Origin of the sequence: Providencia sp. PROV061, from assembly GCF_011045655.1 — a bacterium.
GTDB classification, from domain to species: domain Bacteria; phylum Pseudomonadota; class Gammaproteobacteria; order Enterobacterales; family Enterobacteriaceae; genus Providencia; species Providencia hangzhouensis.
This window is the reverse complement of sequence record NZ_CP042861.1, coordinates 3916222-3930986: the sequence shown is the minus strand read 5'-3', so window position 1 is coordinate 3930986 and position 14765 is coordinate 3916222. Positions and strand designations below refer to the sequence as shown.

At 38.3% G+C, this 14765-nt stretch carries 16 protein-coding genes and 1 pseudogene; 8 read left to right on the top strand and 9 right to left on the bottom strand.

Features of this window, described 5'->3' with window-relative positions:
- Positions 1-7: 7 nt before the first annotated feature.
- Positions 8-352, top strand: a complete 345-nt coding sequence (locus tag FVA72_RS18165; protein ID WP_004908089.1) for a DUF4156 domain-containing protein — start codon at positions 8-10, stop codon at positions 350-352.
- A gap of 44 nt (positions 353-396) precedes the next feature.
- On the opposite strand, the gene epmB is transcribed toward FVA72_RS18165, so the two are convergent.
- A complete protein-coding gene (gene epmB / locus FVA72_RS18160) occupies positions 397-1425 on the bottom strand; it encodes an EF-P beta-lysylation protein EpmB (protein WP_110591180.1) in 1029 nt (342 codons plus the stop codon).
- A gap of 43 nt (positions 1426-1468) precedes the next feature.
- On the opposite strand from epmB, the gene efp reads away from it, so the two are divergent.
- Positions 1469-2035 carry an elongation factor P gene (gene efp, locus FVA72_RS18155; protein WP_004258667.1) on the top strand — a complete coding sequence of 189 codons (567 nt, stop codon included), beginning with the start codon at positions 1469-1471 and terminating at the stop codon, positions 2033-2035.
- Positions 2036-2115: 80 nt separating this feature from the next.
- Here the strand turns inward: efp and FVA72_RS18150 are convergent, their stop codons facing one another.
- The 3 genes and pseudogenes from FVA72_RS18150 to FVA72_RS18140 all read right to left on the bottom strand — a co-directional run bounded on the left by FVA72_RS18150 (position 2116) and on the right by FVA72_RS18140 (position 5904).
- Positions 2116-2313: a YbdD/YjiX family protein gene (locus tag FVA72_RS18150; RefSeq protein ID WP_004258665.1), complete on the bottom strand. Its 198-nt coding sequence runs from the start codon at positions 2311-2313 to the stop codon at positions 2116-2118.
- A 248-nt stretch (positions 2314-2561) separates the two neighbouring features.
- A complete protein-coding gene (cstA, locus tag FVA72_RS18145) occupies positions 2562-4655 on the bottom strand; it encodes a pyruvate/proton symporter CstA (RefSeq protein ID WP_110591181.1) in 2094 nt (697 codons plus the stop codon).
- Positions 4656-4996: 341 nt separating this feature from the next.
- Positions 4997-5904, bottom strand: a pseudogene (locus tag FVA72_RS18140) (EamA family transporter).
- A gap of 269 nt (positions 5905-6173) precedes the next feature.
- On the opposite strand from FVA72_RS18140, the gene sugE reads away from it, so the two are divergent.
- Complete coding sequence (sugE, locus tag FVA72_RS18135; protein WP_004258648.1) at positions 6174-6488, top strand: quaternary ammonium compound efflux SMR transporter SugE; 315 nt, start codon at positions 6174-6176, stop codon at positions 6486-6488.
- A 108-nt stretch (positions 6489-6596) separates the two neighbouring features.
- Here sugE and FVA72_RS18130 read toward each other — a convergent pair whose 3' ends face one another.
- Entirely contained in the window at positions 6597-6806 is a 210-nt protein-coding gene (locus tag FVA72_RS18130; RefSeq protein WP_004908101.1) for a helix-turn-helix domain-containing protein, read from the bottom strand.
- Positions 6807-7012: 206 nt separating this feature from the next.
- Between FVA72_RS18130 and FVA72_RS18125 the strand changes: the two genes are divergently transcribed.
- The 4 genes from FVA72_RS18125 to FVA72_RS18110 are packed head-to-tail and all read left to right on the top strand — an operon-like array spanning position 7013 to position 11024.
- Positions 7013-7774 (top strand): hypothetical protein, encoded by a 762-nt coding sequence (locus tag FVA72_RS18125; RefSeq protein WP_110591182.1) that lies wholly within the window; start codon positions 7013-7015, stop codon positions 7772-7774.
- Positions 7775-7813: 39 nt separating this feature from the next.
- Positions 7814-9007, top strand: a complete 1194-nt coding sequence (locus tag FVA72_RS18120) for an MFS transporter (RefSeq protein ID WP_096864378.1) — start codon at positions 7814-7816, stop codon at positions 9005-9007.
- A 15-nt stretch (positions 9008-9022) separates the two neighbouring features.
- Positions 9023-9787: a helix-turn-helix transcriptional regulator gene (locus FVA72_RS18115; RefSeq protein ID WP_110591183.1), complete on the top strand. Its 765-nt coding sequence runs from the start codon at positions 9023-9025 to the stop codon at positions 9785-9787.
- A gap of 52 nt (positions 9788-9839) precedes the next feature.
- Complete coding sequence (locus FVA72_RS18110) at positions 9840-11024, top strand: MFS transporter (RefSeq protein WP_110591184.1); 1185 nt, start codon at positions 9840-9842, stop codon at positions 11022-11024.
- 309 nt (positions 11025-11333) lie between these two features.
- Here FVA72_RS18110 and tet read toward each other — a convergent pair whose 3' ends face one another.
- Positions 11334-12536: a Tet(A)/Tet(B)/Tet(C) family tetracycline efflux MFS transporter gene (tet, locus tag FVA72_RS18105; RefSeq protein ID WP_110591185.1), complete on the bottom strand. Its 1203-nt coding sequence runs from the start codon at positions 12534-12536 to the stop codon at positions 11334-11336.
- Positions 12537-12616: 80 nt separating this feature from the next.
- Between tet and tetR the strand changes: the two genes are divergently transcribed.
- Positions 12617-13228: a tetracycline resistance transcriptional repressor TetR gene (gene tetR, locus FVA72_RS18100; protein WP_110591186.1), complete on the top strand. Its 612-nt coding sequence runs from the start codon at positions 12617-12619 to the stop codon at positions 13226-13228.
- Between the two features lie 48 nt (positions 13229-13276).
- On the opposite strand, the gene FVA72_RS22140 is transcribed toward tetR, so the two are convergent.
- From FVA72_RS22140 to frdC, 3 genes are all read right to left on the bottom strand, one after another.
- Positions 13277-13675, bottom strand: a complete 399-nt coding sequence (locus FVA72_RS22140; protein WP_110591187.1) for a hypothetical protein — start codon at positions 13673-13675, stop codon at positions 13277-13279.
- Between the two features lie 320 nt (positions 13676-13995).
- The gene (gene frdD / locus FVA72_RS18090; RefSeq protein ID WP_004258620.1) at positions 13996-14349 is read right to left on the bottom strand and encodes a fumarate reductase subunit FrdD; all 354 of its coding nucleotides are present in this window, start codon (positions 14347-14349) and stop codon (positions 13996-13998) included.
- Positions 14350-14364: 15 nt separating this feature from the next.
- Complete coding sequence (gene frdC / locus FVA72_RS18085) at positions 14365-14760, bottom strand: fumarate reductase subunit FrdC (protein WP_004258617.1); 396 nt, start codon at positions 14758-14760, stop codon at positions 14365-14367.
- Positions 14761-14765 lie beyond the last annotated feature (5 nt).

Sequence of the window (14765 nt, the reverse complement as noted above, 5' to 3'; positions counted from 1 at the left end):
GGAAAACATGCGAATTAAAGTCTTGCTTGGTGCTGCTGCATTATTGCTTTTAGCAGGTTGTTCAACAACAACTAATTTGACTGCGGCAGGCTCACAAGTTCGTTTTGTTGAGAATCAACCAGGAAGTGATTGCCAACTTCTCGGTCAGGTTGCAGGGACTCAAAGCAACTGGTTGAGTGGTGTGAATAATGAATCTAGCTCAATGCGCAGCGCAGCAAATGATTTACGTAATAAAGCCGCGGCAATGGGCGGTAACGTGATTTTTGGTGCATCAAGTCCAAGTGAAACTGTGTTATCTAGCTTCATTCCATTAGATAGCAAAATGGTTGGCCAAGTTTATAAGTGCCCCTAAAATGAATTCATAGCGCCCAAATGATGATTTGGGCGTTTTGCTTTCTAGTTCTGCCTTAAATTAAGGTCAAGCAGTGTTTTACTTGGCTCTCCCCCAATTTCCCGAGCGAGCTTAGGTACAAGGTACCCTGAGACTTTACTCAATAATTGCTGTATTAATTGTCTAGCTTCAGTATCACTCACTAAAAAGTGAGCGGCACCTTGGACTTTATCTAATACATGTAAGTAATAAGGTAAAATACCCGCATCAAACAGAGCATTACTTAAATTCATCAGAGCTGTCACGTTGTCATTAACTTGGCGCAGTAATACGCTTTGGTTTAATAATGTCACACCTGATAACTTTAGTTTTTGCATAGCATTGGTGAATGACTCGTCGATTTCGTTAGCGTGGTTAACGTGTGTCACCATAATTACTTGTAACCTTGAGCTAGCAAGGCGTTTACAGAGAGTTTCAGTGATACGTTCTGGTATCACTACAGGCAAACGAGTATGAATTCTAAGGCGTTTTATATGTGGGATCGCCTCTAATTGGCTGATAAGCCAATCGAGTTCATGGTCTTTTGCCATCAATGGATCACCACCTGAGAAGATGATTTCATTGAGTTCGGTGTGGTTTTTTATATAATCCACAGCCATCAACCAGTTATTTTTATTTCCTTTGTTGTCTTCATAAGGAAAATGCCGGCGAAAACAGTAGCGACAGTTGACTGCACAGCCACCTTTTACCAGCAGTAATGCGCGGTTGTGGTATTTATGCAGTAAACTTGGAATTTCATTATCCTGCTCTTCTAGTGGGTCAGTAGAAAAACCTGGATGTATATCAAACTCTGCTTTTGCGGTTAGTACCTGCAATAACAGAGGATCTAGTGGATCGCCTTTCTTCATACGGGAAATAAAGGGCATTGGAACGCGTAAAGGAAATAGTTTACGTGCCTCACTGCCTTCTTTTGATAAAAGGTGATTTTCTAGGTTAAGTATTTGCAGCAATTCATCTGGATTAGTGATTGCTTCTGCAAGTTGTTGTATCCAGACTTCTCTGGATGAGGTATTTTGAGTTACAATATCGACCATTTTTTGGCTATGCCATTTTTAGTTTATAAATTAGAGGATCACCATGGCTACTTATAGTACCAATGAATTCCGCTCAGGTCTTAAAATCATGTTAGATGGCGAGCCTTGTGTCGTTTTAGAAAGTGAATTCGTCAAACCGGGTAAAGGTCAAGCGTTCGCACGTGTGCGTATCCGTAAACTGATTTCTAACAAACTGTTGGAAAAAACATTTAAGTCTACTGACTCTGTTGAAGGTGCAGATGTCATGGATATGAACTTAACTTACCTGTACAACGACGGTGAGTTCTGGCATTTCATGAACAACGAAACTTTCGAACAGTTAGCAGCGGACGAAAAAACCGTTGGCGATAACGCGAAATGGTTAGTTGACCAAGCAGAATGTATTTTAACACTGTGGGACGGCCGTCCTATCGCGGTCACTCCACCTAACTTTGTTGAGTTAGAAATTACTGATACTGACCCTGGCCTGAAAGGTGATACCGCAGGTACAGGTGGTAAACCTGCAACACTGAGCACTGGCGCAGTGGTTAAGGTTCCTCTGTTTGTTCAGATCGGTGAAGTGATCCGTGTTGATACTCGTTCTGGCGAGTATGTTTCACGCGTAAAATAACGGTTGATCCTATACTGAATCGTTAAAAATAAAAAGCCGTGGTCGGAATGCCACGGCTTTTTTTGTCTATTTTTTAAGGCCTAACAGCACTTAAACCCACCTTTACCACCGTAACGTGCATCTTGGCGCTCTTTAAAAAACTCTTCATAGGTCATGGGAGTTTGGTCAGGGTGCGTTTTTTGCATATGAGCGACGTAGTTGTCGTAATCGGGGACGCCGACCATCATTTTTGCCGCTTGGCCTAGGTAGCGGGCTGCTTTTCCCAGTTCTCCAAACATAAATCCTCGTCATACTTTGTGTTGTAGCGGTGTTGGCTGCTCTCGGCTACCCAAGTCACATACTGTTATGTATGCTCCTAGTTTCTCCTTCATACTTCACGCTATTGCTGCGTTGGCTTCATTCGCTAACCCTAGTCACATACTGGAGTATGCTCCTAGGGATTATCTTCTTTGCCGCCTTGCTCCAACGTGAATTATTTTGGAGAAAGAGTATATGTCCTAAACAGTGACAAGCTTTTCCGCGAAAATCAATGATGGCGTGTATTTGCCACGATTTCTTCATAGTTGGCTGGCATGGCTTCGTATGGTACTTCATTCGCTGTTGGTTGGTCGGATTTTAATGCCTTCAACGCAGTGCGAATGGAGAATAGAGCTAGCAATACCACAACAATCATAAAGAAAATAGTTAATCCTGCATCTAAGCGGTTATTGAAAATTAACTGAGTTAATTGAGATTCCGTATATTGAACTGGAATATTACCGCTATCAATCATTGCTTGGAATTTATTTGCGACAGCTAAGAAACCAACACGGGCATCTTCACTGAAAGTTTTCTCCCAGCCTGCAGTCATCGTACAGATTAACAACCATGTAGTTGGGACTAAAGCGACCCATGCATATCTTTGGCGCTTCATTTTAAACAGTACCACAGCACACAGCATTAATGCCATACCCGCTAACATTTGGTTCGCGATACCAAACAATGGCCATAAGGTGTTAATACCGCCAAGTGGGTCGACAACACCTTGGTGAAGAAAATAACCCCAAGCAAGCACACATAGCGCGGTTGCTATCAAGTTTGCGGGTAACGAATCGGTACGTTTCAAGGATGGAGAAACCACACCCAGTAAATCTTGCAGCATAAAGCGTGCCGCTCGAGTTCCTGCATCCACCGCGGTTAAAATGAACAACGCTTCAAATAGGATGGCAAAGTGATACCAGAAGGCGACATTCATTAGACCGCCAAGGGCACCGTGGAGAATATACGCCATCCCAACAGCCAGTGTTGGAGCACCTCCGGCACGTGAAATAATACTGGTTTCACCCACATCATTAGCAATGCTGTTAAGCTGTTCAGGGGTGATATGGAAGCCCCAACTACTGACAACTTGGGCAGCAGAAGCGACTACATCTTGTGTACCTGCGGGGGCTAACATTGCCATGGGGCTATTCATGGCGAAATAAACACCCGGGTCAATCACACAAGCGGCGACTAACGCCATGATAGCTACAAAAGATTCCATCAACATGCCACCATAGCCGATAAAGCAAGCTTGGTTTTCATTCGCCAACATTTTGGGTGTGGTACCCGATGATATCAGTGCGTGGAAGCCAGAAACGGCACCGCAAGCAATGGTAATAAATAAGAATGGAAACAAGTCACCTGCCCAAACCGGGCCTGTACCATCAATATATTTGGTCAGCGATGGCATTTGTAGATTTGGATTGAGGATTAAAATACCAATTGCCAAACCAATAATAGTACCGATTTTTAAGAAGGTTGATAGGTAGTCTCGTGGGGCAAGTAGCAGCCAAACAGGAAGTACAGCGGCAACAAAGCCATATCCCACTAACATCCAAGTGAGTTGAACACCAGTATAGTCAAAATAAGGTGCCCAAGTTTCGCTTTCAGCGACCCAACCCCCAGAGATAATTGCAAATACGAGGAAAACTAACCCTATAATAGAAACTTCACCAATGCGTCCTGGGCGTATATAACGGGTATAAATACCCATAAAAATCGCCAATGGAATAGTAAAGGCAACGGTGTAAGTTCCCCATGGGCTATGAGTGAGGGCTTTTACGACAATCATAGCGAGTACGGCTAAGATAATCACCATAATCATAAAACAAGCAATTAAAGCCAGAACCCCAGCCGTATTACCCATTTCTTCTTTAACTAATTCACCCAGTGAACGGCCGTCTCGACGTGTTGAAACAAACAACACCATAAAGTCTTGTACGGCCCCTGCTAGCACAACCCCAGCAAGTAGCCAAAGCATGCCTGGTAAATACCCCATCTGTGCCGCAAGTACAGGGCCGACAAGTGGGCCAGCACCTGCGATAGCGGCAAAGTGGTGGCCAAATAATACTTTTTTATCTGTTGGTACGTAGTCTAAGCCATCGTTATGACGAATTGCTGGTGTCATACGAGTTGCATCAACTTGGAGTACTTTTTTAGCAATAAAAAGCCCATAATATCGGTATGCAATCAGATAAATACACACGGCTGCAACAACGATCCACAGGGCATTAATCTGTTCACCTCGATTTAAGGCGATGTAACCCAGTGAAAAAGCACCAAGTAATGCGAGCACAATCCATATTAATTGTTTACCCATAGCCATCCCCATCTGTTCAGTTGATTACTTTTTGTTATTTGTTTAAGTAAAACTGAAAAAGGTATAACCATACTTAAGTCAAAGAAAAAGTAGCTAAACCGATACACCTAATTGAAATTTGAGATAAATTTCATAATTGTAGCCAGTATCACTAATTTAGGATTATTTATTGGATTTTATTTGGTTTTGGACTAGTGGTTGTCTATTGAATTGGTTTTTTATCTTGATTTATTATTTATTTTGAAATTAATGACTGTTGATGTGTTTTTACCGATGAGGGGATGGGTAAAGGTAGGGCAAATAATCGGAAGTTAAAAAACCTCCGATTATTAATTGGTTAACTAGGTATGTCTTAATTTTTGAATTATTTTTTTGCCAAAAAGTGTAGTAATTAGGCCAAACATGATTAAAACAAGGCCAGCAACTTGTACGCCATTAATGTGCTCATCAAGAAATAATGCACTACTGCTTAAACCGAAGACGGGAACTAACAATGAAAAAGGAGCAACACGCCACGCTTCATAGCGACCAAGTAAGACACCCCAGATCCCATAGCCAACAAATGTTGATAAATAAGCTAAATAGATAATGACACCAAAGACCGACCAATTAAAACCAGATAGCCCTTCAATAATTGCTTCTTCACCTTCTAAAATCCATGAACTAATTAAAAACGGAATAATTGGGATCAGAGCACTCCAACTGACTAAAGATAGGGGCTGCATTTCTCTGCGTCTTCCTGTTTCATAATAATTCTATTAGTGATATTACCACAAGCCCATGATAATCCAGCAATTAAAGTGAATGCTAATCCGAGTAATGGGATATCATCAAGCCCACCGGCAGTGGCACCATTGGCTAACACCGTCAGCCCTGCAATCGCGATAAACATACCAATAAAGTGGGTTGGCTGTAATGATTCCTTTAAAATCATTGCGCCAAGTAATAGGGTAAAGAAAGCTTGGGATTGCAATATGACAGAGGTTATACCCGCGGGCATACCAACTCGAATAGCACAAAATAAGAAGGCGAATTGACCAAAGCTAATCGTTAGCCCATAGAGAAGTAATAATTTGAATGGAATTTTAGGGCGTTTAAAAATAAAAATAGCGGGAAAGGCCACAAACATGAAGCGTAAGGCACCTAATAATAACGGTGGAAGTGCAGTTACCCCGAGCTTAATGATAACGAAGTTAACTCCCCAAATAATCACCACACAAAGGGCGAGTAAGATGTCTCTGAGACTCATGCTGTTTTCTCGATGAACTTGCCAGATAAGACACCTACTTTACCTGTGTATAATTTTGAGTGCGATGGTTATGATGCTTAATCATAAAAAACAGTATAAAAAGGTTAAATATTATTGCTGATTTGCGCTTATTTGTTATTTTTCGTTGCTTGAGTCTTGTTACATGAATGTTTATAATGGATTTTCACTTCATACGTATTCAGGACGACCTGAATTAACGTCATTTAAATATGGGGACGACCCCGAGTATTTAACGGGAGCAACCAGCTATGGCTTGGATCGTCCTTTTATTTGCGGGTTTATTAGAAGTTGTATGGGCTGTTGGCTTAAAATATACCCACGGTTTTACACGTTTAACACCGAGTATCATTACCATTATTGCGATTATTGCGAGTATGGGTCTGTTAGCTTACGCAATGCGTGACTTACCTGTCGGCACGGCTTATGCAATTTGGACCGGTATTGGTGCAGTGGGTACGGCAATTGTTGGGATTATTTTTCTTGGGGAATCAGCGAATATGTTTCGCTTATTAAGCCTTGCCTTGATTATTACAGGGCTAATTGGTTTAAAAGTATCAAGTTAGCTTTCAAATTAAGCATTTTTTAATTAAAAATGAATAATAAGCGGGTGACAGAGAAAGTTACCCGCTTTTTTTGATATTTTTGGGGACATAGAGAAAACAATTCTTATGTTATTTTTCGTTATAACGCGATGGCCAAATTTCAGATGGTGCAACACCCAAAAACTCGGCAATAATACGTTCTCCTTTTGGCCAGCGTCTTGACAGGGCATTATTTAATGTTGATGAGTTTAACCCTGCTGAACGTGATATTTGTGAAAGAGAAGAACCTTTTTTCTTTATTGCTGCAATAATATCAGCCGAGTGCCAATCTTGTTTCATATGATCTCCAATAGTTAATATATAAATATAATTTAAATTATTTTAATGAACTGTAATTCAATTGAGATATAAAGATAAAAAAATAATTCTTAATTTTGAATACCTTTAAATTTTGGCCTTTGAATATTTATTTTTATGTGTTAAAGATATAGATTCAACGTTTTTATTATCTTTATTTTTATTTAAATAACTAAAAGGTGATTTTTATGGATATAGAAAGCAATAGGATGGAAAAAATAAGTGCTAGTGTGAAATTAGACCTATGTAATTATTTTAATTGGAATGATATTGATGTTAATTATAATATTATTGATATTGACGAAAAAAAGATATATGCATTGTCAAGCGACTATGAATGGCAATTAATTTATTGGCATCATGATATGGATTTATCATTAAAAGAACGGTTATTTGCGGGTGTTCAATATTGGAGTAATTATTCGGAAGCATACCAGAAAATTTTAACTAAATTAGATAAAGGAAATAAAAAAATTGATTTTTGCAATAGATACAATAATTTATTTGAGATATTTTCACTCAATGCGAATCATAAAGTCCCATATGATCATTTACTTTCATTGTATCGATGGCGTTCAATAGTTTCTGAATATGCATATGAAAAATGGTCTGAAAATAAAACGGTTGCATTACCGTTACGCCAAAAAATTGAATTAGACGAAACCGCACCTATTATTTGCAGGGGTAATGAAATCTCTAATTATATACGTTTTGGGCAGTTGTCATTTTCAAATAAAGAAGTATTAACCATCCGTTTGTTGCTTTCCCACCGAAATATAAATGAAATTAGCCGTATTCAAGGCTGTTCGGAGGAGGACGAATATATAAGGGTTAACAATATCAAGAAAAAATTAAACTGTGAAATGGTATCTCAAAAGGAATGTTTTTCGGTAATGAAAGATCACGGGATTACATTAGCAAGCTTAGAAAAATTAATGCCTATTAATTAATTTAACTATTTGTTTCATATAGGGATATGGGATCATTTTATGAAATGGAAATTACGTTTTGGCGCTGTAGCAGGGCATACCTTAGAATTTTATGATGTTGCAATTTTTGCAGCGATTTCATCATATTTAAGTGCAGAATTAACTCGGCTAGGTTATCAGCAAGCAACGGAACTTGTGTGGGGGATTTTTGCTTTACGCTTTCTTATACGACCACTAGGTGGGTATGTGATTGGCCGTTATGCAGATAAAGTTGGTAAAAAACCAGCAATGATTTTGGTAAGTATTCTCACCGGTAGTGCAACATTATGTATGGCATTTTTGCCAATTGAACTCTTAGGGGTATATACGCCTTTAGCCATATTATTTCTTCAAATGTTGCTATCTTTTAGTTTTGCGGGTGAAAGCCCATCACTGTCTACCTATTTATATAAAGACTCTAAGCCCCAAGAACGAGGTAGAATTTCGGCGTTGTTAACCGGAAGTGCGGTTGTTGGTGTTATTGGCTCGTTAGGAATCGTGTTAATTCTCGAAAATATATTAGACCCTGAAACCATGCAAAGGGTGGGGTGGAGGATACCACTACTATTAGGTCTAGGTAATATACTGATTTGTTTTTGGTTTCGCTATCGCTTACCAGACCAACCCATTGAGTATGATGGGTGCCAAAAAATAGATTGGCTTAAGGCATTTAATATTTTACTGGTTGTTATTCCTGGTTCGGTTATTTTTTATACCTTAAATTTTTCATCTTCTTTTTTGCTTAAGGAGTTAGAGCTAGAAGAATTTAAAAGTATATATTCAATGATATCATCAACTTTATTATTGATTTTAATGGCAATAGTTGGCTGGTTAACAGATAAATACAGTTACGCTGAACGGGTTTTTAACTTAGGGGTAAAGCTTGCTGCCATACTATCAATTCCTATTTATTACCTAATGTCGACTAAGGTTTTATCATTAGTACTTATCTCCCAATCGTCAATTATTATTATTTCAGCAATGGTTTTATGTAATTGGAATTATGCCATGGCAAAACCAGCCAATGGACAAGTTACGACTTTAAGTATGGGATACAATCTTGCATCGACGATTATAGGCGGGTTAACGCCTTTAATTATCAACTATTTAGTCATCATTGATGTTTCCTTGGTTGGTGTTTTTGTTTCGTTGAGTTCGTTAACTCTATTTGTTTCATTGTTATTGAGTAAAAAACAAAGGTTATTAACTATTTAAATGTAAGGGTGACATATGAATATAGAAAATAAACACCTAGAACTTTCTTGTTCTGGTTTTGGTGATAAGTTTTTAAAGTATTTCGATTGGAATGATATAGATGTTACTTATAGTAGAGTAGATTTGATTAATCATTCTGTAAGGACTATTTCTAGTAATTATAATTGGGTTCTTATGGTTTGGGATGATGATTTAGATAAGAAAGTAAAGGAGCGATTAATCCCTGGTATTCAATATTGGAATAATTACTCTGCCGAATTTCAAAAAACATTATCTAAAACAGATAAGAAAGAAATGAAAGTGGATTTTTGTACTCAATATGGCGGTGTATATGAAATTACATCAATAAATTCAATAAAGAAATTCTCATCTAATGAGTTATTAGAGCTCTATAAATTAAGAGCTGTTATTTCTGATTACTCCCAGCATGTCTGGAAAGATAATGAAAATATTATTTTACCACTTAGGGCGGACATAAGCTTATCTCAACAAATTGAAGATAATAACCGAGATATTTTAGATTTTCATCATTATATGCGTTTTGGTAACATTCGTTTTACCCGTAAAGAAATGATAACTATTCGTTTATTATTATCACATTGCCGAGTAAAGGAAATTAGTTATATTCAAGGTTGTTCGGAAGCGACAGAAAATAAACGTATTCTACGCATTAAAGAAAAACTAGGTTGCTCTTATACTTCACCTAGTGGTTTATTTCAGGCTTTAAAAGAAAATGGCATTACTCTTGCGTGTTTGGAATCTTTGGTGAGTTACCCTTAAATATGAGAATATTTTTCTACAAGGAAATTGATTAATAGAAAAGGGATAAATAATGAAATGGAGATTCATGTTTGGCGCCGTCGCAGGTAATGCTTTAAAGTATTATGATATTGCTGTGTTTGCGGCTATATCCACTTATTTAAGTACGGAATTAACTAATTTAGGTTATACACAAGCAACGGAAATGGTATGGGGGATTTTTGCATTACGTTTTTTAATCCGCCCACTAGGTGGGTATGTTATAGGCCGATATGCTGATACGGTAGGGGAAAAATCAGCTCTAGTATTAACAAGTATGATAACCGGTACGGCAACATTAATGATGGCACTGTTACCCATTGAATTATTAGGGAACTATACGCCATTAGTAATATTAATTTTACAATTAGCACTTTCTTTTAGTTTTGCTGGGGAATTTCCTTCTTTAATCACTTATTTATTTAAGGATTTAGATGGGAATATTCAATCTAGAGTTTCATCAATTATTGTTGGTAGTTCTTTATGTGGAGTAATCGCATCATTAGCTGTCGTTTTCATGTTAAAGAACACATTTTCTGAAGAAGCGATGCAGTCAATTGGCTGGAGGCTCCCACTATTAATTGGTTTAATTAATATTTTAATTAGTTTTTGGTTTAGAGCAAAATTACCGGATTATAAAAGTGAATTAGATGAAAAACCAATATTCAGTTGGCTCCATGTATTTTGGGTTTTCTTATTTACCATTCCTGGTACTGTCACTTTCTACTCTCAAAATTTATCAACTTCATTAATTATTGAAAAATTAATGATAGACGAGATAAAGAGTTTTTATGAAATATTTTCGTCCGGTCTATTGTTAATTTTTATGCTGATATGTGGTTGGTTAACCGATAAATATAGCTCAGTTAAATCTGTTTTTAATATGGGAGTCATTGGGATGGTATTGCTTTCAGTACCACTCTATTTTTCATTGCAGCTAGATAATTTACTTCTCGTCTTTTTCGCTCAAGTCGTTATGTCCGTATATTCAGCGATGATATTGTGTAATTTATCGGCCGTACTGATGGATAAATCTAATGGGCAAGCAACAATACTAGGCGTAGGGTACAATGGCGCCTCTGCCTCTATCGGGGGGATAACGCCTTTAGTCGTCGGTTATTTAGGTCACTTTAACTTAGGTTATGTTGGGCTATTTGTTGCGGTTTGTGGGCTTTCCTACTTTATATCTACTTGGTTGCCAAAACCAAATCCTGTTTAGTGTTAGTCATGATTTAATCCCCCTTAAGGGGGGTTAAATATCAATACATCATAGGGTTACAGTAACGAAAAATCAGATAGTTACCTTATTAACTATATAAATATTTTGCTTTTCGACATAGTATTTGACGCTATTTTCATACCATGATTTAAGTTCAGATGATGCGTTTATCAGGTTATCTAGCCTTTCTTTTGCAGGTTTCGTTCTCGGCTTTTTAGGTTGTATTGTCATCGAAATATCTCTTAACGTCATGTTCCAAAAGCAAATCTGATAAGGCCATCATAGCACTTGATATTGACATGCTAAAACTTAGCTCTCCGGCAGTTTCGTTATTTTAACTATCTGGCTGCTACTTCTATGAAAAGATAAAATAAATGCGATCAATAAAACATACATCATCGCACCAATCAGCCATACCCAGCCATCCCATGTTGCGAGTGTTTGACCAAAAATAAAACTAAATAATAATGGACCAATAACCCCAGTGGCATTGGTTAAACTGACTAAAATCCCTTGTAATTTACCTTGGTTAGCTTGATTAACTTGAGCTGACATCAACCCTTGTAGCGCTGGCAATGCAATACTGCCACCAGCGAGTAAGACCAATGTTGGGTAAATCATCCAGCCTTCTGTCAGTAATGACAAAATAATGAATGCGGCCCCATCCACGATAAAGCCGACAATGATTGTCACTTTTTCATTGAATCTTTTGGCTATTGCGCCTGCGACAAAGGCTTGAAACAAGGCATGCATAACGCCTAAGCCTGCTAAGGATAACCCAACTTGCATGCTATTCCATTGGAAGCGGTTTTCGGTAAATAACACCCAAGTTGTTGCAGGGATTTGGCCAATTAACTGCGCTATAAAAAAGACGAAAAGTAGCAGAATCACGGGTTTTACCACTTGCATGAAGGGAACAGGTGATGGTAGCTCCCCATTCTGCTCACCCTGTTCAGCGACTTTGTGTTGATCTTTAAAAATAAACCAGATCACGACAAAAGAGCACGCATTCAAAATAGCCGCAATAACAAAAGGAAGATGAGGAGAGAGTTGTCCTGCAAAACCCCCAATCGCAGGCCCTGCGATTAAGCCAATACCAAAAGCTGCACCTAAACGACCAAACCACTTGGTACGTTCTTGTGGCAGTGTATTGTCTGCAATAACAGAAGCGGCTACTGCGCCTGTTGCACCAGTGATCCCTGAAATTAAACGGCCTAAATACAGCATCCAAAGTGAGCTCGATAAAGCCAACAAAGTGTAGTCCAGCGCTGCTCCGGCAAGGGAAAGAAGCAAAATGGGCCGGCGGCCGAATTTATCGGACCATTTACCCAATATTGGAGCAAAAAATACCTGCATGATGGCATAGAGTGCGAGCAGCATGCCGTAATGATTAGCCAAATGTTCTATGGAAACATATTCACGCAGTAAAGCAGGCAAAACAGGCATGATCAAACCGATCCCCATCGCATCAAGGGCTGTGATCATTAATGCCGTGATCGCAAATTTATTCATTATCCATTTCTCTATCGGTGATAGAGTTGGAATATATCCCTATCAGTGATAGAGTGTCAATAGAAATTAAGGGGAAAGCGATGGCACGATTGGATAAAGAAACCATTATTACGGCGGCATTAGATTTGTTGAATGAAGTGGGAATGGAAGGACTAACAACACGAAAACTAGCACAAAAGCTAGGGGTAGAGCAGCCGACACTATATTGGCATGTGAAGAACAAGCGGACATTATTGGATGCATTATCTGTTGAAATGCTAAAACGACACCATGACCATTCATTACCCGTTGAGGGGGAATCGTGGCAGGAGTTTTTGCGCCATAACGCATTAAGTTTTCGCCGAGCCTTGCTCAGTTATCGTGATGGAGCAAAGGTACATTTAGGAACACGCCCTAGTACAGAACAATACGCCACCGTAGAAAAGCAATTACAATTTATGATTGATAGCGGTTTTTCATTAAAAAGTGGCCTTTATGCAGTGAGTGCAGTGGGGCACTTTACATTGGGTTCAGTACTTGAGCAGCAAGAGCATTTAGCCGCTCAAAATGAGCGAGATACCACATTGGATGAAGGGATGCCGCCATTACTTAAAGAGGCGATACAAATTATGGATCATGATAATGGCTTTGGTGCTTTTTTATTTGGCTTGGAGTCATTGATTCAAGGTTTTGAACGGCAATTGATGGCTTGAGAGAAGGTCATTAGCACAACTGAAAATAGGTTGTGCGAGTGACACACTTTATTTAGAACACAGTTTTTCAATTTGGCGTTTCTGTTCCGTCAATTTTTTGACCGTTGCTCTAGCTGCTTTTTCATCAGATTGCATTCTTGCTGAAAAGGCTTCAAGGTCATTGCCTATCACATCTTTTAGAAGTTTATATTCACGCGGGGCAGTACATTTACATTTTTTCTCCGTAGCAGCTTTAATTTTCGCCCGCTTTTTGTTAACAGAAGACTGAGGTTCCCCTGGGTTTGGTAAATAGGTATATTTGCTTGATTTTATGCAATCATTATATAAATCCATCTCTGTTGGTATTTGGTTAGCTTGTTCTTCCTTAACCGTAAATGAATCTGCTTGAGAGGGTAATATAAAAGCGCTAGACATAACGAGTGAAAAAATAAAGGTTTTAAGTTTCATTTTAATTTTCTCTTACCATGAAAAATATCAATAAAAATTAATTTAATATATTGATATTTATGAAATAATTTATTATTAATCGAAGATAATCATAACAAGAGCAATATCAGTGAAGTCTCAGGTTAATCTGAATGTGTTTTGTATGTCGAATATTCACCTTTAAACTGTTTTAAATGTGCCAAATAGAGTAATAAAAACAGTTATTTTTGTTTTATTTAATGATTAGATATATTTATTCGTCATATAAAATGGTTTTGCTCGATAAAAAAATACCCCAGTGCCAATGACAATGGGGTATTTAGATTTATTTTATTTTGCAATTACAGTGTGAATACACCAATAATTGCAATTACACTAATGATTGCTGAACCACCGTAAAAAACCCATTTCGTCGCAGGGACGTGGATTTTAAAATCGTGCAGCGTATGGTGAATACGGTGCATACCACACCAAACTGGCAAAATAATCATCAGTAATAAGAATACGCGGCCAATAAAGCTTTGGCTAAATGCCATAATGCGCTCATAGCTAAGCATTTCTGGTGCAACGCCGAGAGGAATTAAAATCCCTAACAGAATGATGATTGCAGGGCCAATGACGGCGCTCCACATACCACCGGCACCAAATAATCCCCAGAAAATCGGCTCATCGGAACGTTTAGGCGTTAGATTCATCAGATTCTCCTTAGATTAAAATAATAATGCGATAGCTAAGATTGCTGCCGTAACAACAATCGTGAGAGCCCAGAAGCCTTTAACGATAGGCTCATCAGACATTTTCTTATCTTTCACAATAATACTGACGGCTTTTGGTGCAAGATTAAACCACGTGGTGGTGTGCAATAATGTTGCTGCCAAAGTAATAATGTTAATGATAAGAATGATTGGGTTACTTAAGAACCCAACAAAGCCAGCCCATGATTCAGGGCCACTCTTGAGTGCAAATACCCCATATAGGACTAAGATACTAAACCAGACTTGAAGGACTGAAGTACTTTCACGCATGATATAAAAGCGGTAAAAACCTAGCTTTTGCCACCAATCGCCCTTCATTTCCCTTACATAGGGTTTACGTTTTGTTGTCATGACTT